Here is a 20,841-nt window from a genome sequence, read left to right as displayed (position 1 = left end):
CTGCGGGGTGGGTCGTGTGCGGCGGCAGGTGTCGGCCGGGGGCCTGGGGGGTGGGGTGCGTCGGCCTGCGGGGTGGGTCGTGGGGGTCGGCAGGTGTTGGCCGGGGGGTCTGGGGGTGGGGTGCGTCGGCCTGCGGGGTGGGTCGTGGGGGCGGCAGGGGTGTTCGGGTGCGGGGTTGCCCGGGGCGGGGCGTGACCTCCGGGGCTTGTGGGCGTTGGAGTGGGCATGAAGAAGCGCAGCATGCTTGCCATCGCCTCCCTCGCCACCGGCTTCGTCGTCGCGGCGATCACCCCCTCCCACGGCCTGGGCGCCGAAGACCTCGACGGGCTGAGCGTGGGTGACACCCTCAGCACCCTCGACCACACCGTCGCCGGCGACAGCCTGGCCTTGGACGAGAACGCCCTGGGGCAGGGCGACTGACCTCGGACGCAGAAGCCCGTGGCGCCGGCACCCCCGCACCGGGGTGCCGGCGCCACGGCGTTCGCGCGCCCTGAACGGGAACTGGTTTCCGTGGCAGGGTGGAGCGGGCAAGCCTCAGGGGGCCAACAGAAGAGGGGGAACCGTGACCGTCGTCTGGATCAACGGCGCGTTCGGTGCGGGCAAAACGACCACCGCACGGGAACTGATCGACCTGATCCCGAACAGCACGCTCTTCGACCCCGAGGTCATCGGCGCGGCGCTCCCGTACCTGCTGCCGCCCAAGCACCTCGCCGAGGTCGGTGACTACCAGGACCTGCCGATCTGGCGACGACTCGTGATCGACACCGTGGCCGCGCTGCTCGGTGAACTCGGCGGCACCCTCGTCGTCCCCATGACCCTTCTGCGCCAGGAGTACCGGGACGAGATATTCGGCGGCCTCGCCGCCCGTCGGATACCCGTCCGGCACATCGTCCTCGCCCCGGCGGAAACGATCCTGCGTGGGCGGATAGCCGGTCGTGAGATCCCCCCGGACCTCCCCGACGGCGAGATACGCGTCCGCCAGTGGTCCTACGACCACATCGAGCCCTACCGCGCGGCGCTGGCCTCCTGGCTCACCGCCGACGCCCACCTCGTCGACACCAGCACCCTCACTCCGTACGACACCGCCGTCCGTATAGCCGAAGCCGTCGGCACCGGCGCGGCGTACGCCTGTGACATCGTGCAGACCCCCGAACCCACCGCCGAGACGCTCGCCGCCGGTGTGCTGCTCTTCGACGAGCACGACCGGGTGCTGCTCGTCGACCCGACCTACAAACCCGGCTGGGAGTTCCCCGGCGGAGTCGTCGAGCCCGGTGAGGCCCCCGCGCGCGCGGGCATGCGCGAGGTCGAGGAGGAGACCGGCGTCCACCTGGACGACGTACCCCGGCTGCTCGTCGTCGACTGGGAACGGCCGCAGCCACCCGGCTACGGCGGACTGCGCCTCCTCTTCGACGGCGGCAGACTCGACGCCGAGGCCGTCGCGGGACTGCTGCTGCCCGGCCCCGAACTGCGCGGCTGGCGTTTCGTCACCGAGGAGGAGGCGGCGGACCTGCTGCCTCCGGTCCGCTACGAGCGGCTGCGCTGGGCCCTGCGGGCGAGGGAGCGGGGCGCGGCGCTGTATCTGGAGGCGGGGATTCCGCTCGGGCTCGGGTGAGCGCACTCCGCACCTCGTCCGCCGGGAAGGGCGTCGAACGGCTCTCCGCCACCAGTCGGCGCTCGAAGTCCTCCATCACGACGGCCGCCGGGGCGTGGCGGCGCACCAGCGAGGCCGCCCCTTCGGGGATCCCCTCCGGTCGCAGTCCTTCGGCGCAGGCGCGCACGAAAGCGGTCCGCTCCTCGCCGTCGTACCCGAACAGGTCGGTGACCAGCCACTTCACCAGGTACGCGCGCGTGTAGGCGCGGTCGTGGTCCCGGTGTACGGCGAGAAAGTCCCGTTCCCGCGGGTCGAGCCGGAACCGGGCGGAGAGGGCGAGGCCGTGGTCGGCGAGGTAGAGCCGCCGCCCGTCCGTGAGGATGTTGCGGAAGTGCGCGTCGAAGTGCAGGAGCGAGCGGTCGCGGAGAAAGGCGGTGAGGGCGGACAGCTCCCGTTCCACCAGTGCGCACGCGGCGTCGGCGTCGTCTGCGTCTCCCGTCCGCAGCTGGGCGCCCAGCCAGTCGTGGAGCGTGACCGGGAGGTACTCCAGGAACAGCGTCAGGCTCGCCGTCGCCGTACGCAGGCCCTCGATCCGCTCGCGTATACCCGGGCCGCCGCCCCAATAGGCAACCGCCCGCTCCACGTCGGCCAGTTCGGGCGGCAGCGGGCGGGGCTCGGCCGGCAGGACCCGCCAGTGGTGCAGCAGGGGGAAGCCGGGGAAGCGGCCGGACAGCACCCAGCGGGAGGTGGCCGCCTGTACGGCCAGCTCGCGCCAGGCTCCGAACCCCGGGCTGCCGATGCCGTAGTGGCAGAAGGACGGCAGGCCGAAGGTGTTCGCGGTGGACCGCGAGTGGCGGGGGAGCCGCTCGGTGTCGGTCAGCCGGATCCGCTTCACGAAGACCGGCCGCCCGGCCACCTCCACCCGCAGCACCTGCCCGCCGATACCGGTGCCCAGAGGCACGCCGGACGCCAGGAGGGCGGTGAGTTCGTCGTCGCTCAGCCGGTCGAGGGCGGTGGCGACGGTCTGGTGGGTGATCCGGCGGCCGGGCGGCATGATCCCCATCATCGCCGCGGGGAACGGCAGTTGTCCGCCGTTCCCCGCAGGGGCGTTCAGCTCGCCGCGTAGGTGCGCAGGAACAGCGCCTCGGCGACCGCCAGGCGCTCCAGCTCCTGCGGGGACACGCTCTCGTCGACCGCGTGGATCCGGGCCTCGGGCTCGTTCAGGCCGATCAGAAGGATCTCGGCGTCCGGGTAGAGGGTGGCGAGGGTGTTGCAGAGGGGGATCGAGCCGCCCTGGCCCGCGTACTGCATCTCCTGGCCGGGGTAGGCGACGGCCATCGCCGCGGCCATGGCCGCGTACGCCGGGCTGGTGGTGTCGGCGCTGAACGGCTGGCCCTCGCCGATCTGTTCGGTGCTGACGCGGGCGCCCCAGGGGGTGTGGGCCTCGAGGTGGGCCTGGAGCAGCTTGGTCGCCTCGGCCGCGTCGGTGCCCGGCGGGACCCGGAGGCTGATCAGCGCGCGGGCACCGGCCTGGACGGACGGGGTGGCGCCGACGACCGGCGGGCAGTCGATGCCCAGGACGGTGACGGCGGGACGGGCCCAGATACGGTCGGCGACGGTCCCGGAGCCGATCAGCTCGACGCCGTCGAGGACCTTGGCGTCCTGGCGGAACTGGTCCTCCTCGTACTGCAGGCCCTCCCAGCGCGCGTCGCCGGTCAGCCCGTCGACCGTCGTCGAACCGTCCTGCGCGCGCAGCGAGTCCAGTACACGGATCAGAGCGCCCAGCGCGTCGGGCGCCGCGCCCCCGAACTGGCCCGAGTGCAGGTTGCCCTCGAGTGTGTCGATCTTCACTCGCAGCATGGTCATACCGCGCAGGGTGGTGGTCACGGTGGGCAGGCCGACGCGGAAGTTGCCCGAGTCGCCGATGACGACGGTGTCGGCGGTCAGCAGGTCCGGGTGCGCCTCGGCGTACCGCTCCAGGCCCCCGGTACCCTGCTCCTCCGAGCCCTCCACGACCACCTTGACGTGCACCGGGACACCGCCGTTCGCCTTGAGGGCGCGCAGCGCGAGCAGGTGCATGATGAAGCCGCCCTTGCAGTCGGCGCTCCCGCGCCCGTACCAGCGGCCGTCGCGGTCGGTCAGCTCGAAGGGCGGGGTGGTCCAGCCGGCCTCGTCCAGCGGCGGCTGTACGTCGTAGTGGGCGTAGAGCAGCACGGTCTTCGCGCCCTCGGGGCCGGGCAGGAAGCCGTACACCGACTGGGTGCCGTCCGGGGTGTCGAGCAGCGCCACGTCCTGGAAGCCCTCGGCGCGCAGCGCGGCCGTCACCCAGTTCGCGGCGGCCTCGCTCTCGCTCCTCGGGAACTGATCGAAGTCCGCCACCGACTTGAACGCCACCAGTTCGGTGAGTTCCGCCTTCGCTCTGGGCATCAGCGAGGCGACGGTCTCGGCGACCGGATTCGACGACATGGGCACGCTCCTTGTGGGTGCGACGTTGTACAGATCGGCACTGGTCCGCTCGGGGGACCGTGCGAGCGTACGCGTCCGCCGGATGAGGGGGCGCGCACGCCGCCGATCCTCCCACAGCGGACCGTCATCGGACCGTGACGATCTCCGCCGTAGGATGCCGGAGACAGGTGCGGCAGGCGGCTGGATCGGGAGCAGTAGACCATCGTGAGCAGCGAGAACTCTTCGGCGGACGACGTGCGGCAGGTGTGGGACGTCGTCGTGGTGGGCGCGGGACCCGCGGGGGCTTCGGCCGCCTATGCGGCGGCGGTCGCGGGGCGGCGTGTGCTGTTGCTGGAGAAAGCGGAGCTGCCCCGCTACAAGACGTGTGGCGGCGGCATCATCGGTCCTTCCCGCGACTCGCTGCCGCCCGGCTTCGAACTGCCCTTCCGCGACCGGGTGCACGCGGTGACCTTCTCCAACAACGGGCGCTTCACCCGCACCCGCCGCTCCCGGCAGATGCTGTTCGGGCTGATCAACCGGCCCGAGTTCGACCAGCAGCTGGTCGAGCACGCCCAGAAGGCGGGCGCCGAGCTGCGCACGGGTGTCACGGTCACGCGGGTCGAGCAGCACGGCTCGGCGGTGCCCGACCGGCGCTCGGTCGCGGTGGTCCTGCAGGGCGGCGAGACCCTGCTCGCGCGGGCCGTCGTGGGCGCGGACGGCAGCGCCAGCCGGATAGGAGCGCATGTCGGGGTGAAACTCGACCAGGTGGACCTCGGCCTGGAGGCGGAGATCCCGGTGCCGGAGACGGTCGCCGAGGACTGGAAGGGCCGCGTCCTCATCGACTGGGGCCCGATGCCCGGGAGCTACGGCTGGGTGTTCCCCAAGGGCGACACTCTGACGGTCGGGGTGATCTCCGCGCGTGGCGAGGGCGCCGCCACCAAGCGGTACCTGGAGGACTTCATCGGCCGGCTCGGCCTCGCCGGGTTCGAACCGAGCATCTCCTCCGGCCATCTGACCCGCTGCCGCGCCGACGACTCGCCGCTCTCCCGCGGCCGGGTCCTGGTCTGCGGTGACGCGGCGGGCCTGCTGGAGCCGTGGACCCGCGAGGGCATCTCCTTCGCCCTGCGCTCGGGCCGGCTCGCCGGCGAGTGGGCGGTCCGCATCGCGGAGGCGCACGACGCGGTGGACACCCGCCGCCAGGCCCTGAACTACGCGTTCGCCGTCAAGGCGGGCCTCGGTGTGGAGATGAGCATCGGCAAGCGGATGCTGGCCGCCTTCGAGCGCCGCCCCGGTCTGTTCCACGCGGTCCTGACCGGCTTCCGGCCCGCCTGGCGGGCGTTCACGGACATCACCCGGGGCCGGACCACCCTCGCCGAACTCGTCCGCACCCATCCGATGGCCCACCGCGCGCTGACCATGATGGACCGGCGGGAGGAACCGACACCCCCGGCGGAGACGACGGCGACGGAGGCCGACGAGTCCTGAAGCGGTGAGCTGCCGCGCGGCCGGCCGTGGCGCTCGGCCCTCGACCGTGAACCGGAACACCGGGGGTCGGGCCTCCGCGCCGGGGTGGTACGGCCTCCGGGCGGCGGCGGTGCCGTGGCTCGCCCGGATGCCGCCCGCACCCGTACGTCCGGCCGTACTTCCAGGGGAGTACGGCTGATCACCTCGCCCGGCGGACGTCCGGTGCGGCCGGTGGCGTCTAGCGTGGCGGGCATGGACGTGGAGCAGGTGCGCGGGGGCCCGGGACGGTGGTGGCGACACGGCCCGCCGTGGCTGCGGCGCTGGGCGGGTGAGGAGCCGGGGCCGCGGTGGCCCTGGCGGTCCACCCTGCTGCTCACCGTCTTCGTGCTCGTCGGTTCGAACGCCGCCGCCCGGATGCAGGAGGGCGAGCGGGCCGGGCTCGACGTCTTCGCCCGCGTGCTGCTGCTGGTCGCGTGCGGTCTGCTGCTGTGGCGGCAGCGCCACCCGGTGGTCCTGGTGGTCGGTACGGCGGTGGCGGCGGCCTTCTACCTCGGCGCGGGCTACCCGTACGGCCCCGTCTTCTTCACGGTGGCCGTGGCCTGCTTCGCCGCTGTCGTCGCCGGGCACCGCAGGGCCGCCTGGACGGCGCTGGGGCTGCTGTGCGCCGTCCATCTGCTGGTCGCGTACTGGCTGTACCGGTGGCTGCCGCCGTCCGGGGACCGGCCCGCCTCCTTCGGGCAGGAGATCGTGGTCACCGGGTGGGTGGTGGCGATCGTGGCGGTCGCCGAACTGGCCCGGGCCCGGCGCGAGCAGTGGGCGCGGGAGCGGGCCGAGCGCGCCCAGGCCGCCCGGCGGCGCGCCGACGAGGAGCGGCTGCGCATCGCCCGTGAACTGCACGACGTCCTCGCGCACAGCCTCTCCGTCATCAACGTCCAGGCGGGCGTCGGTCTCGCCCTGCTCGACTCCGACCCCGGACAGGCACGCACCGCCCTCACCACCATCAAGTCGGCGAGCAAGGAGGCTCTCGGCGAGGTCCGCCAGGTGCTCGACACCCTTCGCACGCCGGGGGACGCGCCGCGTGCGCCCGCGCCCGGTCTCGACCGGCTGCCCGAACTCGTGGAGCAGGCGGCACGCGCGGGACTCACCGTGGACGTCGAGGGGGAACCGCCCCGGCTGTCCCCGGGCACCGACCTCGCGGCGTTCCGGATCGTCCAGGAGGCCCTCACCAACGTCGTACGCCACTCGGGCTCCCGTCACGCGCGTGTGCTGCTCGACCGGGAAGGCGGGACGCTACGGCTCCGTATCGACGACGACGGTCCGGCGACCGGTGAGGAGGCGGGCGGCAGCGGCAACGGTCTCGCCGGAATGCGGGAGCGGGCCGCGGCACTCGGTGGCACGATCGAGGCGGGGCCGCGCCCCGACGGCGGCTTCCGCGTGCTCGCCGTACTGCCGGCGAAGACCACGACCGGGGAGGGCCAGTGATCCGCGTACTGCTCGCCGACGACCAGTCACTGGTCCGGGCCGGATTCCGGGCGCTGCTCGACGCCCAGTCGGACATCGAGGTGGCCGGGGAGGCCGCCGACGGCGAGGACGCGGTGCGCAAGGTGCGCGAACTGCGCCCCGACGTCGTCCTGATGGACATCCGCATGCCCCTGCTCGACGGCCTGGCCGCCACCCGCCGCATCACGGACGACGAGGCGCTCGCGCAGGTCAAGGTGGTCATGCTCACCACCTTCGAACTCGACGAGTACGTCTTCGAAGCCATCCGCTCGGGGGCCTCCGGGTTCCTCGTCAAGGACACCGAACCCGATGAACTCCTGCGTGCCGTAAGGGCGGTGGTCGCCGGGGACGCGCTGCTGTCGCCGGGGGTGACCAGGCGGCTCATCGCGGAGTTCGCCGCCCGCTCCAAGGAGCCCGCCGCGGCGGACGAGTTGAGCCGGCTCACCGAGCGGGAGCGGGAGGTGATGGCGCTGGTCGGCATCGGCCTGTCCAACGAGGAGATCGCCCGGCGGCTGGTGGTCAGTCCGCTCACCGCCAAGACCCACGTCAGCCGCACCATGGTGAAGCTGGGCGTCCGCGACCGCGCCCAACTGGTCGTCCTGGCCTACGAGTCGGGGCTGGTCCGACCCGGCTGGCTGGGCTGAACCCCTCCCCGGCCCCCGCTCGGGAAACGCAGCAGCACGCTCACCGCACGAACCACGAACAGCAGACCGGCCAGTGCCAGCCCCGCACGCGGCAGTAACCACTCGGCAGGGTCCGGGAGTTCGAACAGCGCCGCCGGACCGGCGACCGCCCCGAGCGCCAGCGCCGCCGCGAACACCGCGCTGACCAGCGCGTAGCCGATCTCGACCGTCATCGCGTCCCGTTCCGCCTGTGTGCGCCGTCCCCCGTACCCGCTCATCCGGCAATTTTCACAGCCGTGCACCCGGCGAGGCAACAGGCCGCACCGGACGCACGGTTGGAGACGTCTTCCTAGTCACGGACCCCCACGGGCTCGGCGTTCTCCTCCACGGAGGACCGGGCGACCACGACCGAGCCGCCGCCGCACGGGGTGCGCAGGCCGGGCAGGGTGACGAGGAGTCCGACGGCGGCGATCGCCGTCACCACTGCGAGCCCGGGCCGGTAACTGTCCAGCACGGCCTGGGGAGTCGGGTCGGCCGGAGCCCCCGCGGTCACCACCGCCGTCACGACGGCGAGGAAGATCGCGCCGCCCACCTGCACCGAGGTGTTGAGCAGGCCCGACACCATGCCCTGCTCATGGTCGGCCACACCGTTGGTGGCCTGGATGTTGAGCGAGGGGAAGACCAGCGCGCAGGCCGCGCCGATCAGCAGCATGGACGGCAGGATCACGGCCGCGTACACGGGGTCGAGGTCGACGCGCAGGAAGAGCGCGTACCCGGCGACCATGAACGCGAAGCCGGCCGCGATCAGCCGGGGCGTGCCGAACCGGTCCACGATCGAGCCGACCTTCGTCGAGGACGCCGCCACCAGCGCTCCGGCCGGCAGGAAGGCGAGCGCCGTGTGCAGCGCAGACCAGCCGAGCAGCGACTGCATGTACAGCGTGGCGAGGAACTGGAAGCCGACGTACGACCCGAAGAAGGCCATCGCGCCGAGCTGGGCCCGTATCTGGCTGCCGGAGCGCAGCACGCCGAGCCGGATCAGGGGGCCGGGGGAGCGCCGCTCGACCAGGACGAAGACGGTCAGCAGGACGGCTGCGGCAAGGAAGGACAGCAGCGTACGGGCGGAGGTCCAGCCCGATTCCGGAGCCTGGACGACCGTGAACACCAGCAGCAGCATCGACGCGGTGCCGAGGACGGCGCCCGGGACGTCGTACCCGTTGTGCTCGCGTTCGCGCTCGCTGCGCGGCAGCAGTTTCAGGCCCGCGGCCAGCGCGATCAGGGCGATCGGCGCGGGCAGCAGCATGGTCAGGCGCCAACTGGCCTCCGTGAGCAGGCCGGAGAGGACCAGGCCCATGGAGAAGCCGGTGGCGGCGCAGGTGGTGTAGATGGAGAGGGCGCGGTTGCGCAGCGGGCCCTCCGGGAACGTCGTCGTGATGATCGACAGCCCGGCAGGGGCGGTGAAGGCCGCACTCAGGCCCTTGATGAAGCGGCTGGCGATGAGCAGCGGACCGGAGTCGACGAGCCCGCCGAGCAGCGACGCGACCGCGAAGACGCCGAGGGCGACCAGGAAGACCTGGCGGCGGCCCAGCAGGTCGGCGGTGCGGCCACCGAGCAGCAGCAGCCCGCCGTAGCCGAGGATGTAGCCGCTGACGATCCATTGCAGCGTCGAGGTGGACAGGCCGAGGTCGGAACCGATGGACGGCAGGGCGACGCCGACCATCGACACGTCCAGCGCGTCCAGGAACATCGCGGCGCACAGCACCAGCAGGGTGCCCCAGAGCCGGGGCGTCCAGCGTCCCTCGGACACCCCGGGGACGGGGGAGGTGAGCGGAGAGGTCATGGCGGAGACAGTTCCATGCGTGCGCATCGAATGCAAGAGCATTTAATTCCGATGCAATGAAGTAAACCCTCTGCTACGGTGCGGGCCATGGCGGTGAACAGGGGCGAAACAAAACAGGACGACACCGATAGAGCCGACACAGCCGAGACAGCCGACAGAGCCGACGGCGTCGAGCGGGCGCTGGTGGAGCAGTGGCGGGACATGCTGGCGCTGCACGCCCGCACCCAGTGCGAACTCGACCGCGCCCTGCATCAACACGGGCTGTGCGCCAGCGACTTCGAGGTGCTGGACGTGCTCGCCGGGTCGGCGGCGCCGGACGGCGTGTGCAACTACCGCGTCCAGGAGATCGCCGAGCGCGTCCACCTCAGTCAGAGCGCGCTGTCCCGGCTGATCGCCCGGCTGGAGAAGGACGGACTCGTCGAACGCGGCCTGTGCGCAGAGGACCGCCGGGGCGTACGGGTCGCGCTCACCGGGAAGGGGCGCGCGCTGCACGGCGACGTACTGCCCGTGCAGCGCGCGGTGTTGACCCGGATGCTGACCCGGTCCTAGGCCGGCTTCAGACGCCGGACCTCTCCCGCCACAGCTGAGCGAGCGCGGTGTCCCCGGTGACGGAGGGGAACTCCGACCGGTTCCACAGTGACAGGTAGAGATCGGCGGCGGGCCCGGCGATCTCGCACTCGGCCTCCCCGTCCGCGCCGCGCTCCGCCGCGGGTGGCTCCGGGGACAGCCGTACGGTCCACACGGCGTCCTCGCCCGCGTCCGTCGCCCTGACCCGCAGGACCCGGGGCCGCTCCGTGCGTACCTCGCTCTTGGCGCGGGCGTGGAAGCCGCGCAGCAGCTCGTCGACGCCGTCCGCCGCGAAGGCGGCCGGGATGTCCCGGGCGATCTCCTCGGGGGCGAGGCCCCGCGCCGACTCCGCGTCCACCCGGTGTACGGCCGTCTCGTGCGCCTGCCGCCTGGCCCAGAACTCCAGTGGCGAGGGCGCGGGCAGGAAGTGCCAGCACGTCACGTCGGGCGGGGCGGCGGTCAGCGTGTCGACGAGTCGGCGGTGCCCCGCGCGGTACCAGTCGAGCAGTTCGGCGCCGTCGAGGTCGGGCGGAGCGCCCCAGGGGCGGAACGCGGTCAGACCGTCGGCCACGAACGAGGTCGCCCAGCGGTGCACCATCCCCGTGTGCCGCAGCAGGTCCCGGACCTTCCACTGCGGACACGTCGGTACGTCGGCGTCCACGCCCGCGTCGGCCGCCGCGTCGGCCAGCGCGCCGCCGTCGCGGTCGAGGGTCTTGATGAACTCGGCTGTCTCCATGGGGTGAGTCTGCCGGAGACGGGGCGGCCGGGACCGGAAATTAACGTCCGCCGGGCGCCGGCTCCGGGCCGCCGGGCGCTGCCTCCGGCCGCTGGGCGCTGGGCGCTGGCTCAGTCTGCCGGGTGCTGGCTGAGGCTGCCGGGTGCTGGCTCCCGCCACCGGCTCCCGCCACCGGCTCCCGCCACCGGCTCCCGCCTCCGGCCGCCGTCCGCTGCTCAGGCCGCCCGGTGCGTGCCGAGGCCGATCAGCGCGGCCGTCGCCGACAGGACGGCCACGCTGGTCAGGGCGGTCGGCAGGGAGAGCCATTCCGCCATGAAGCCGATCGCGGGCGGCCCGAGGAGCATGCCGCCGTAGCCGAGGGTGGAGGCCACGGCGACTCCGGTCGGACCGGCGAGAGTGCCGGCGCGCTCCACGGCCACCGGGAACAGGTTGGCCAGGCCGAGCCCCGTGACCAGGTAGCCCAGCAGGGGCCCGGACAATCCCTCGCTCGCCGTGGGCGATCACCGCGCCACGGAGGAGGAACTGCGGGAGTCCGGGATGACGTGGACCGTCCTGCGCAACGCGCAGTGCACGGACGCCCTGGTCGAGGCCGGTGCGCGGATGCCTCTGCGCACCCCCCCGGCGTACGGCACGCCCGCCGGGCGTCGGGATGCGTGAACAGCGGCAGGGACCCCAGTGAGCTGGGGCCCTACCGCGTGTCCGGAACTGCCCTCCGGCCGGTGCCGGGGCCCGGCCGCAACATCCGTTCGGTGTAACGGAGTTCGGCCGGGAACGGGACGTGGAGGGCCCGCGTGATTCGGTCAGCGGGGCGGTGCTTCGACGCCTGTCTGCGCGAGGACCGGCGGCATGAGCCGCGCACCGCTGATGGTGATGCGCGCGACGGCGGCGTTCAGCTCCTGGAGTTCGTCGCGGCTGAACCTGACTTCTTCCGCGCCGATGTTCTCCAGAAGGTGGGACAGCCTGGAGGTGCTGGGAATCGGCACGATCCACGGCTTCTGGGCCAGCAGCCAGGCGAGGTCGATCTGGGCCGGCGTGACGCCCTTGCGTACGGCCCAGTCCTGGAGCAGTTGCACCAGCGCCATGTTGGCGGGCATGTTGTCCGGGCTGTTGCGGGGCACTGCGGCCCGGAAGTCGCCCTGCGCGAACCGGGTGTACGGATTGATCGTCCCGGTCGTGAAGCCCATGCCGAGAGGTGCCCAGCACACGAAGCCGATGCCGAGTTCCTCGCAGAGCGGCAGGACCTGCTCCTCGGGTCCGCGCCACAGCGTGGAGTACTCGTTCTGGATCGCGGTGAGCGGCAGGACCGCGTGGGCCCGGCGGACGGTCTGCAGCCCCGGCTCGGACAGGCCCCAGTGCAGCACCTTGCCCTGGGCGACGAGGTTCTTCACTGTGTCCGCGACGTCCTCGATCGGGACGGTGGGGTCGACGCGGTGCTGGTAGAGCAGGTCGATGTGGTCCGTCCGCAGGCGCTTCAGCATCCCGTCGACGGCTCGGCGAATGTGCTCCGGGCGGCTGTTCAGGCCGCCTCGGGTGCCCGTGTCCGGGTCGATGTCCCAGCCGAACTTGGTCGCGATCACCACCTTGTCGCGGACGGGACGGAGGGCCTCGCCGACGATCCGCTCCGACTCGAGGGGCCCGTACGCCTCGGCCGTGTCGAAGAACGTCACACCCTGGCCAACCGCTGTCCGGATGAGGGCGACCATGTCCTTGCGACTGGTGACGGGGCCGTAGAGGTTGCCCGGCATGGTCTGGCAGCCAAGGCCGATGCCGGAGACCTTCAGGGACCCGAGGCGGCGGTGACCGGTCTGCGTGATCGCCGCGGTCACCTGGTGACGACCGCGGACGGGGGCCCCGGTGCCCGTGGCGGTCGACGCTGTGTGTGCCTGTGACGGTGCGGCTCCCGTCACGGCGACCAGCGAGGTCGCTGCGAGTGCGGCCGCGCCCAGGAAGCCGCGACGGCCGCGGTCTGTCGAGCTGCCGTTCGGCGTGCTGTCCTGTTCGTGCATGGATTACATCCCTCATGGTCGTCGGTTGTGAGCACCCGCGGTGCGTCACCGTCGGTGACGAAGAATCAGATCCCGTTGCCTTGGTCCGGTTGTGGTCCTGGCCCGGAAGGGCGGCACGGGGCCGGTGCTTGTCGAGCGGCCGAATCGGACCGCGCTCGAGATGAACACCTGGGCACTTCGTCCTGCGGCATCGGTCCACGTCCGTGGCTCCGAAAAATGCCCCTGCTCGTCCGGCGACGGGCGTCGTCTGGCTCCGATGCCGCCGGGCGGTGAGACTGAGTCAATCAGCGTTCCCGTCGGGGTGGGAGGGCGTGATCTGCCAGGCAACGGCAGTACCCCTCACTCTCGGACAGAGCACTCTCGGCCTGACTTGGCATGGAGACAGTACGGAGGCTCGCGCACTCCGGGCTCCGCCGCGACGCGCTGGAGGATTCGTCGGCACGGAACAGAACAACGGCCTGGCGAAAAGAGGACGTTGTGGCTCCCCAGAACACATCAGCATTGCGGCGCAAGGCCGTTGACGATCGACAGGGGCCACCGTCTGCTGCTGGTTCTCGCGCGGTCGGCCCGGGACTATGCCTGCCTTGACGCGAGTTCGACGACGGTGATGTCGGACGGTGCGCCCACGCGGACGGGTGGGCCCCAGGCGCCGGCACCGCGACTCACGTACAACTGGGTGTCGCCGTAGCGTTCGAGTCCGGCCACGGTGGGGTTGGCCAGTTCGGCGAGGAGGCTGCCGGGCCAGAGCTGGCCGCCGTGGGTGTGGCCGGAGAGCTGGAGATCGACGCCGTGGCGGACGGCGTCGTCGATGACGACCGGTTGGTGCGCGAGGAGGACGGCGGTCCGGGAACGGTCCCGGTCGCCAAGGGCTTTGCCGAAGTCGGGGCCCTGACCCTCTTCTTCGCCCCGGACGTCGTTGACACCGGCCAGGTCGAAGCCGGGCAGTTCGGTGCGGGCGTTCTCCAGGGGGCGCAGCCCCAGCTCCCGTACCTTCTCGATCCACGGCTCGGCGCCGGAGATGTACTCGTGGTTGCCGGTGACGAAGTAGGTGCCGTGCCGTGCCCGGAGTCGGGCAAGCGGTTCGACGGATGGGGTCAGGTTCTCGACGCTGCCGTCCACCAGGTCGCCGACGACCGCGATCAGGTCGGGCTGGGTCGCGTTGATGGTGTCGACGACCCGCTGGGCGAAGCCACGGCCCAGGATGGGACCGATGTGGATGTCGCTGACCACAGCGATCCGGAACCCGTGCGCGCTGCGGGGCAGTTTGGCCAGCGGAACCGTGAGGCGCTTCACCTTCGGCCCGCGCAGCACACCGTACGTGCCGTGGCCGACGGTTCCGACGGCGACGGCTGCCGTGGTGCCGCCCACGACACGGGAGACGAAGAGGCGGCGTGACGGGCCGGTGGGGGCGGTGCCGGCCGGCGGCGTGGGCTCCGGCGCGGGCGGGGGATCCTGTACGGCAACGGACCCGGCGGTGCCTCGTGCGGCATCGGAATCGCCGCGATGCACCGTTGCGGACAGCGGCTCGCCGGCCCAAACGAGTTCTTCCGGGCCGGAGTCACTTGCTTGCGCTTCCGTGGACCGTGCCGCCGGCGGAGTGCCCTGCCGCGCGTTCGCCCCGGCGTCCCGACGCGCGAGCCACCGCCGTAGCAGAGGCCGGACGGCCTCACCGGCCAGCAACCCGAGCAGCAGGTACAGGAACAGGGCCATCCACAGGTACCCGGGCCAGGCCAGGATCCGCTGCACAAGGAAGGGGACGCTTTCGCCCTCTGCCGTCATGGCACCCACCGACAGCAGGGGCCCGGCCACGAAGGCGACACTTCCTGCTCTCCGGAGGAGCGAACCCTTGGCGGTTGTGTCCCTGACGAGACGGCGCCACACGTACCAGTGGAGTGCGCCGAACAGCGCCAGCACGACGGCACTGACGAATACGAATATGACGACCACGACCTTGCGCAGCCCTTCCTATGAGATGTTCGCGGGCTCCTGAGCCCTTCGGGGTGTCAGAGCGCTTCACCCGGAGGCTTCGGCCTTGATCTTTTCGAGCGCGTCGTCGAATCCGGCGGGCGTGTGGCTGTTCCCCGCCACCCGGTCGAGATTCACGTCGTCGATGTCCTTGCCGACCACCAGCGCCGGGACCGCTTCGGCAAAGCGCCTCTGCAACGCGAGCGAGGTCTCGTCCGTCGCGTGAGGGGTGACTTCGACAGCGGTGATCGCGTCGTCTTCGAGCGTGATGGCCACCCCGATACTCGAGCCGCGAGTTCCGTACTCGCCGTCCACGGTGTACTCGCCGTCCTCGTACGGGCCGCGATTCGAGGGGGATCGGGATGGTGCGGCGCTGGTGATGTTCGAGGCGGACGGCGCGCTCGCGCTGTCCTTGTCCGTGCCCGTGTCCGCACAGCCGGCCATCGCGGCGGTGACGGAGACTCCCACCAGGGTCGTCGTGATCTTCTTGCTCAAGGCTGACATGTCTTCTCTGCTTCTCTGCTTCTCTGTGGAGCTTCCTTGCGGGATCCGGGTTGCCTGCTCTCAGGTGAAGAGCTCGCCCATGAAATCCGGTGAGAACTCGGCCTGTCGGTCGGAGCGCATCCGCACGTAGGTGAACTCGAAGAACTCAGCGAGCCGACGTGCCTCGGTGAAGAAGAGCGCCGTCGCCAGCCCGTCGGCGAGTGCGGTCTCGTCGGCCATGACCCAGGTGGCGACCACCTCGCTGACGGGGATGCCCGTCCTGGCGTCGAGCACGTGGTGCAGCCCGTCGCCCCAAGCGCGCCGGCTGGTCCCGGACGCGCACAGTGCCTGCGCCCGCAGGTGGGCTACACCGATCACCCGCCGCGGATCGAACGGGTGCTCAAGGCCGACGCGGATGGCCCGCTCGCCCACATGGCGCAGGTCGCCGCTTCCGTCGACGACGAAGTCGGTGTGACCGGCCTCGCGGAGTATCGCCGAGAGGAGGTCGACCAGGTAGCCCTTCCCGACGGCCCCGACGTCGATCACCAACGGCCGCTCTGTGACGACCGTCCTGCCGTCCCGACTGATGTCCCCGGCCCAGGTCACCCGCCCCCGGGCGCGTTCAGCGGCCCGCACCTCGTCGGGCGCGGGCGTGAGGGAGTACGTCGAGTCGTAGCCCAGGAGCTCCAACTCCCGGCCGACGAGCGGGTCCACGGCGCCGTCGGTGGCCGCGTGGAGGCGGTCGTAGAGAGCGAACAGGGCGAGTGAGTCCTCGGGGAATTCGAACCGGCCACCGTCGGGAGCGGCGGCGATCCTGGTCACCAGTGAGTCCGGACGGAAGCGGGAGTACGTGGTGTCGAACCGTTCGATCCGGTGGAGGATGCGCGAGCGCAGGTCCCGGCTCAGAGGTTCGGCGGTCTCGATCTGCCAACGGGTGCCGATGGCATCGAAGTCGAACCGGCTGCCGTCGGCCTCCGGCTTGCCCAGGACGGCCGGAGTCGACGGTTCCTTCGTACCTGGCTTCACCTGGCTCACCGCTGCTGCTTCCTGTTGTTGACGATCTCCCTGGGGTGTTGTGAGCGGCTTGTCGCACACACGACTGTGTGCTTGGGCGCTATCAGACGCCGACGGCGGGCGGAGATCCCTGGTGGCCAGCCTGACATGGATCTTTGCACTTCCTTGACCAGTGGGACAGGTGTGAGGGGGGCCCTGTCACACCCCTGAACGTCGTTCCCTGGCACAGTGAGGCACGGCGTGTGCAGGCCGGGAGATCCATCGCAGCCCGGCTGTGCTCGACGCCCTGGCACGGGCGTTGCGCCTCGGGGAAACCGAGCACAAGCACCTGCACGACCTCTGTCTGCGTGCCGCTCGCGGGCAGTCTCCGAACCAGGGCATGCCCAGCCGCTCCGTGGACCCGGGTACCGAGTTGCTGCTGGAGCGTCTGCGGCCCTTCCCGGCCCGGGTGTTCAGCCGCACCAACGTCGCGAGGTACGTCTTCCTCCACCCCTTGGCCCGCGAGCTCTTCCCCGACTGGGAGGTGATGATGCTCTGGGAGTGCTACGACGTGAATGCGTTCGCCCAGGGGCACAAGGTCCTGCGGCATCCTGAGGTCGGCGTTCCCACCCTCCGCTACCAGTCCCTGCTGATCGAAGGCACCCCGGGGCCTACGACGCCGGGGTCCTCCTCGACCAGGCGGATCGAGCTCGCGGTGAGACCCCCACCGAGCAGTACCCCGGGTGAGCAGCGGGCATAGGCGCGGAACCTGGGGACGACGCCGCCGGATTCGCCGTCATCCTGGCGCATGACCGCCGACCGTTCATGTTTGAGAAGAAGGGGTGTGCCCGAGCCTGATGCGTGTGGGCGACGATTTTGGGGTCGGCCATGTCGTCCCGGCCGTCGTGGTGGTCGGTGACCGTGTGCTCCAGCAGGGCCGCGCCGATGGCCTGGCTGTCGGCGAGTTCCGGGCTGATGATCCGGCCCGCGTCGAAGACCCCGAGAACCCGTCGTACCCAGAAGTGGCGCGCAGCGAAGGAACGTGCGTCGCCCCGGCGCGGCGGGTCGGCCGACTGAAGATCGTTGGCGTCCCTGGCCGCCGTCGGCTGCCCGGCGGGCGGCTTCAGCGGTTGATCCAACGCTGCATGTGTTCGGGGTAGCGATCCACGCTGACGTCGACCCGGTCGGCCGCCTCGGTGATCTCCGCCAGGTCCTCCGGAGTGAGCGGGACATCGGCAGCACCGTTGTTCTCGTGCAGACGGTGGATCTTCGTGGTGCCGGGGATCGGCACGATCCAGGGGTGCTGGGCCAGTAGCCAGGCCAGCGCGATCTGCGCGGTGGTGGTGCCCTTGCGTGCGGCGACGGTCCCCAGCAGGTCGACGAGGGCCTGATTGGCTTCGCGGGCCTTCTCGGTGAACCGCGGGAGGCTGCTTCGCAGGTCGGAGTCGTTGAACGACGTGGAGCTGGTGATCGAACCGGTCAGGAAGCCCTTGCCGAGCGGGCTGAACGGGACGAACCCGATGCCGAGTTCGAGGAGCGTGGGCAGGATCCGCTCCTCGGGCTCGCGCCACCACAGGGAGTACTCGCTCTGCAGCGCGGTGACCGGCTGTACGGCGTGGGCGCGGCGGATGATGTCCACCCCGGCCTCGGACAGGCCGAAGTGCTTGACCTTGCCCGCCTCGATGAGTCCCTTCACCGCGCCGGCGACGTCTTCGATCGGCACGTTGGGGTCGACGCGGTGCTGGTAGAGCAGGTCGATGCTGTCGACACCCAGTCGGCGCAGGGAGTCCTCCACGGTCGCTCGGATGTGCTCCGGACGGCTGTCGAGGCCGGTGGAGCGGGAGCCGTCGTAGGAGAAGCCGAACTTGGTGGCGATGACGACCCCGTCGCGCACGGGTGCCAGGGCCTGCCCGACGAGTTCCTCATTGGTGAACGGGCCGTACACCTGGGCGGTGTCGAAGAAGGTGACGCCCTGGTCGACGGCGGCGCGGATGAGGGCGATGCCGTCCTGGTTGTCGACTGCCGTGCCGTAGCCGTGGCTGAGGCCCATGCAGCCCAGTCCGATGGCGGAGACGTCCGGTCCGCTGCTGCCGAGTGTGCGGGTGTTCACAGCTCTTCTCCCTATGACGTGTGGTGCGGATGTGTCCAGTCGGCTCAGGCGTCCAGGCGCCGCGCGCTGAGCCATGTGACGATGGCCGGGTCGTGGTGGTCGAAGAACAGTGAGCCGCCGGTTTCCAGGGTCGCGACGGCCGCCATCTGGTCGTCGGTGAGCTGGAAGTCGAAGATGTCGAGGTTCTCGGCCATACGGTCGGCACGGACCGACTTGGGGATCGCGACGACGCCGCGCTGGGTCAGCCAGCGGAGCACGACCTGTGCCACGGACTTGCCGTGCTTCTCACCGATCTCGCTCAGGACCGGGTTGGTGAAGAGGTCGTTCTTGCCCTCGGCGAACCCGCCCCACGACTGGATCTGCACCCCGTGCTCGCGCATCAGCTCCTGGTAGTCGGCGCGCTGGAAGAACGGGTGGGTCTCGATCTGGTTGACCGCGGGTGTGACCTCGTTGTTGATGACGAGGTCGAGGAGCCGGTCGGGGTAGAAGTTGGCGACACCGATCGCCTTGACGCGGCCCGCGCGGTGGAGCTCCTCCATGGCGCGCCACTGGCCGTAGACGTCCCCGTAGGGCTGGTGCATCAGGTAGAGGTCGAGGTGGTCCAGGCCGAGCTTGCTGAGTGAGGTCTCGAAGGCGCGCTTGGTGTTCTCCTCGGCGGGCGCGTCCTGGACATACAGCTTGGTGGTGATGAACAGCTCCTCGCGAGGGATACCGCTGTTCTTGATCGCGAGGCCGACGGCCTCCTCGTTGCCGTACGACGCGGCCGTGTCGAGCAGCCGGTAGCCGGCGGCCAGGGCGTCGGTGACGGCCTGCTCGGTCTCCTCCGCCGGGATCTGGAACACGCCGAAGCCGAGGATCGGCATCTCGACGCCGTTGTTGAGGGTGACGGTCTGCATGGGATTTCCTTCTGTACGGAACGGAGGCCAGGGAGGTGACCGGTCAGCGACCGACCGGGCGTGGGCCCGCGTCGGTGGCGGTGGCCGGGATCCGACGAGGGCTGGGAGTACGCAGGAGCACGGTGGCCACGATGCTCACCGCCACGATCGCTGCGGAGATCAGCAGGCTGGTGTGGAGACCGGTGACGAATCCGGTCCGGTCCGCGACCAGCGCGCCGAAGACCGCGACAGCCAGGGCGCCACCGAGCTGACGGGCCGCGTTCAGCACACCACTGGCGACGCCGGCCCGCTCGGCGGGCACCTTCTCCAGCAGCAGCGCCGTCAGCGCGGTCACGGCCATCGCGCCGCCGGAGCCGACCGGCACCATCAACACCACGGTCAGCCACACCGGGGCGGTGGCAGGGAGGGCCACCATCGCCAGCAGACCTGCGGAAATCAGGCACTGGCCGGTGACCACCGGCATCCGGGCACCGAACCGTGTCGCGAGGCGGGCGGCGACGGGACCCATGAAGGAGGTCAGGACGGTCATCGGCAGGAAGGTCATACCGGTGGCGAGGGCACTGAGCCCGTGCACCTGCTGGAGGTACAGCCCCAGCAGGAAGATCATCCCGTAGAAGCCGACGTTCAGGGCGAACCCGATGGCGACCGCGAGCGACATCGTGCGGGAGCGCAGCAGCGGCAGCGGCGTCATCGGATGCCGCCCACGGGCCTGCGCGACCACGTAGACGACGGCCGCCACGACCGCCACGACGAACGCGACCAGTACCCGCGCGGTGCCGAAGCCGTCGGCGCCGGCCTCGATGACCGCGTACGTCAGCGCACCCATGGCGGCGACGGCGGCCACCTGGCCGGTCCAGTCGAACGGCACGTCCTGACGCGGGGAGCGTCGGGAGCGCTTGAGGAGAACCAGGGCCACCGCGCCGACGGGCAGATTGACGAAGAAGATCATCCGCCAGTCGAGGAGGGTGAGCAGGCCGCCCGCCACGGGCCCGGCAGCCGCGCCGACGGAGCCGCCCACGCCCCACAGGGCAATGGCCTTCGCTCGGGCCGCCGGGTCGGGGAAGGTCTCGCGCAGCAGGGCGAGGGAGGACGGAACGACGAGCGCGGCGCCGGCTCCCTGGACCAGCCGCGCCGCAATCAGCACGCCCAGGTTCGGTGCCATCGCGCAGACCGCGGACGCCGCCACGAACAGACCCAGGCCACAGGCGAACGCCTGCCGGGCCCCGATACGGTCACTGACCGCGCCCGCGGACAACAGGAACGCGGCGAAGGCGAGGGTGTAGCCGTCGACCACCCACTGCAGCCCGGTCATCCCGCTGCCGAAACCGCGCCCGATCGAGGGCAGGGCCACGTTCACGATCATCGCGTCGACCATGATCGTGAAGAAGCCGAGAAGCACGGCAGCCAGCGCCGCGCGTGTGCCGGAGGTGCTCTGCGGCGGCGGAGCAGGTGTGCCGACCCGGAGCTGGGCGGGCGAGGCGGACGGGGACAAGGAACGATCTCCTGAGCCGGGAGCGGGTGGGACAGAAGACGAGCTTCGTGCTTTTTCCGCCCCGGTGGCAGGCCGGGATGTGCCAGGGACTGATGTTCAGGGGTGCGACAGGGCCCCCCACCTGCCTGCCACG

The 20,841-nt window shown here is 71.3% G+C and carries 19 protein-coding genes and 2 pseudogenes; 8 read left to right on the top strand and 13 right to left on the bottom strand.

All coding sequences use genetic code 11. The features are described from left to right. Positions 1–225 precede the first annotated feature (225 nt). Together ACFPIH_RS34230 and ACFPIH_RS34225 are read left to right on the top strand one after the other, a co-directional pair. Positions 226–420 (top strand): hypothetical protein, encoded by a 195-nt coding sequence (locus ACFPIH_RS34230; protein WP_381167053.1) that lies wholly within the window; start codon positions 226–228, stop codon positions 418–420. A gap of 142 nt (positions 421–562) precedes the next feature. After that, a complete protein-coding gene (locus tag ACFPIH_RS34225; RefSeq protein WP_381167051.1) occupies positions 563–1,612 on the top strand; it encodes an NUDIX hydrolase in 1,050 nt (349 codons plus the stop codon). Positions 1,613–1,622: 10 nt separating this feature from the next. On the opposite strand, the pseudogene ACFPIH_RS34220 reads toward ACFPIH_RS34225, so the two are convergent. Together ACFPIH_RS34220 and ACFPIH_RS34215 are read right to left on the bottom strand one after the other, a co-directional pair. Further along, positions 1,623–2,645 (bottom strand): annotated as a pseudogene (locus ACFPIH_RS34220) (protein kinase family protein); the annotation flags it as partial. 56 nt (positions 2,646–2,701) lie between these two features. Beyond that, a complete protein-coding gene (locus ACFPIH_RS34215; protein WP_381167049.1) occupies positions 2,702–4,057 on the bottom strand; it encodes a dipeptidase in 1,356 nt (451 codons plus the stop codon). 204 nt (positions 4,058–4,261) lie between these two features. On the opposite strand from ACFPIH_RS34215, the gene ACFPIH_RS34210 reads away from it, so the two are divergent. The 3 genes from ACFPIH_RS34210 (at position 4,262) to ACFPIH_RS34200 (ending at position 7,644) form a co-directional block, all read left to right on the top strand. Then, a complete protein-coding gene (locus ACFPIH_RS34210) occupies positions 4,262–5,521 on the top strand; it encodes a geranylgeranyl reductase family protein (protein ID WP_381167047.1) in 1,260 nt (419 codons plus the stop codon). Positions 5,522–5,752: 231 nt separating this feature from the next. Beyond that, on the top strand, positions 5,753–6,982 hold the full coding sequence (locus ACFPIH_RS34205; protein WP_385878218.1) for a sensor histidine kinase: 1,230 nt from the start codon (positions 5,753–5,755) through the stop codon (positions 6,980–6,982). After that, entirely contained in the window at positions 6,979–7,644 is a 666-nt protein-coding gene (locus tag ACFPIH_RS34200) for a response regulator transcription factor (RefSeq protein ID WP_381167043.1), read from the top strand. The genes ACFPIH_RS34205 and ACFPIH_RS34200 overlap by 4 nt, the downstream gene beginning before the upstream one ends. Here the strand turns inward: ACFPIH_RS34200 and ACFPIH_RS34195 are convergent. Both ACFPIH_RS34195 and ACFPIH_RS34190 read right to left on the bottom strand, forming a co-directional pair. Beyond that, positions 7,605–7,901: a DUF6332 family protein gene (locus ACFPIH_RS34195; protein WP_381167041.1), complete on the bottom strand. Its 297-nt coding sequence runs from the start codon at positions 7,899–7,901 to the stop codon at positions 7,605–7,607. The genes ACFPIH_RS34200 and ACFPIH_RS34195 overlap by 40 nt on opposite strands. A 71-nt stretch (positions 7,902–7,972) precedes the next feature. Further along, complete coding sequence (locus tag ACFPIH_RS34190; protein ID WP_381167039.1) at positions 7,973–9,460, bottom strand: MFS transporter; 1,488 nt, start codon at positions 9,458–9,460, stop codon at positions 7,973–7,975. 201 nt (positions 9,461–9,661) lie between these two features. On the opposite strand from ACFPIH_RS34190, the gene ACFPIH_RS34185 reads away from it, so the two are divergent. Continuing rightward, positions 9,662–10,009 (top strand): MarR family winged helix-turn-helix transcriptional regulator, encoded by a 348-nt coding sequence (locus tag ACFPIH_RS34185; protein WP_381167528.1) that lies wholly within the window; start codon positions 9,662–9,664, stop codon positions 10,007–10,009. A 7-nt stretch (positions 10,010–10,016) separates the two neighbouring features. On the opposite strand, the gene ACFPIH_RS34180 is transcribed toward ACFPIH_RS34185, so the two are convergent. Both ACFPIH_RS34180 and ACFPIH_RS34175 read right to left on the bottom strand, forming a co-directional pair. Then, positions 10,017–10,763 (bottom strand): maleylpyruvate isomerase family mycothiol-dependent enzyme, encoded by a 747-nt coding sequence (locus ACFPIH_RS34180; protein ID WP_381167037.1) that lies wholly within the window; start codon positions 10,761–10,763, stop codon positions 10,017–10,019. Between the two features lie 215 nt (positions 10,764–10,978). Then, positions 10,979–11,230: pseudogene (locus ACFPIH_RS34175) on the bottom strand (MFS transporter); the annotation flags it as partial. 25 nt (positions 11,231–11,255) lie between these two features. Between ACFPIH_RS34175 and ACFPIH_RS34170 the strand changes: the two are divergent. Beyond that, positions 11,256–11,420 (top strand): hypothetical protein, encoded by a 165-nt coding sequence (locus ACFPIH_RS34170; RefSeq protein ID WP_381167035.1) that lies wholly within the window; start codon positions 11,256–11,258, stop codon positions 11,418–11,420. A gap of 143 nt (positions 11,421–11,563) precedes the next feature. On the opposite strand, the gene ACFPIH_RS34165 is transcribed toward ACFPIH_RS34170, so the two are convergent. The 4 genes from ACFPIH_RS34165 to ACFPIH_RS34150 form a co-directional block, all read right to left on the bottom strand. Continuing rightward, positions 11,564–12,769: an aldo/keto reductase gene (locus ACFPIH_RS34165; protein ID WP_381167033.1), complete on the bottom strand. Its 1,206-nt coding sequence runs from the start codon at positions 12,767–12,769 to the stop codon at positions 11,564–11,566. A gap of 573 nt (positions 12,770–13,342) precedes the next feature. Next, positions 13,343–14,716 carry a metallophosphoesterase gene (locus ACFPIH_RS34160; RefSeq protein ID WP_381167031.1) on the bottom strand — a complete coding sequence of 458 codons (1,374 nt, stop codon included), beginning with the start codon at positions 14,714–14,716 and terminating at the stop codon, positions 13,343–13,345. A 66-nt stretch (positions 14,717–14,782) separates the two neighbouring features. Beyond that, positions 14,783–15,238 carry a hypothetical protein gene (locus tag ACFPIH_RS34155; RefSeq protein WP_381167029.1) on the bottom strand — a complete coding sequence of 152 codons (456 nt, stop codon included), beginning with the start codon at positions 15,236–15,238 and terminating at the stop codon, positions 14,783–14,785. 60 nt (positions 15,239–15,298) lie between these two features. Further along, entirely contained in the window at positions 15,299–16,252 is a 954-nt protein-coding gene (locus tag ACFPIH_RS34150) for an FAD:protein FMN transferase (protein ID WP_381167027.1), read from the bottom strand. Between the two features lie 358 nt (positions 16,253–16,610). On the opposite strand from ACFPIH_RS34150, the gene ACFPIH_RS34145 reads away from it, so the two are divergent. Beyond that, positions 16,611–16,970 carry a hypothetical protein gene (locus tag ACFPIH_RS34145; RefSeq protein ID WP_381167541.1) on the top strand — a complete coding sequence of 120 codons (360 nt, stop codon included), beginning with the start codon at positions 16,611–16,613 and terminating at the stop codon, positions 16,968–16,970. A 363-nt stretch (positions 16,971–17,333) separates the two neighbouring features. Here the strand turns inward: ACFPIH_RS34145 and ACFPIH_RS34140 are convergent, their stop codons facing one another. The 3 genes from ACFPIH_RS34140 to ACFPIH_RS34130 are packed head-to-tail and all read right to left on the bottom strand — an operon-like array spanning position 17,334 to position 20,708. After that, a complete protein-coding gene (locus ACFPIH_RS34140) occupies positions 17,334–18,320 on the bottom strand; it encodes an aldo/keto reductase (protein ID WP_381167025.1) in 987 nt (328 codons plus the stop codon). 44 nt (positions 18,321–18,364) lie between these two features. After that, positions 18,365–19,216 carry an aldo/keto reductase gene (locus ACFPIH_RS34135; protein ID WP_381167023.1) on the bottom strand — a complete coding sequence of 284 codons (852 nt, stop codon included), beginning with the start codon at positions 19,214–19,216 and terminating at the stop codon, positions 18,365–18,367. Positions 19,217–19,259: 43 nt separating this feature from the next. After that, positions 19,260–20,708 (bottom strand): MFS transporter, encoded by a 1,449-nt coding sequence (locus tag ACFPIH_RS34130; RefSeq protein ID WP_381167021.1) that lies wholly within the window; start codon positions 20,706–20,708, stop codon positions 19,260–19,262. Positions 20,709–20,841: the final 133 nt, after the last annotated feature.

Source organism: Streptomyces vulcanius (genome assembly GCF_042653945.1).
Taxonomy (GTDB): domain Bacteria; phylum Actinomycetota; class Actinomycetes; order Streptomycetales; family Streptomycetaceae; genus Streptomyces; species Streptomyces mangrovi.
Note: the sequence above shows the minus strand (reverse complement) of the source record. Positions and strands in the feature narration are given on the sequence as shown.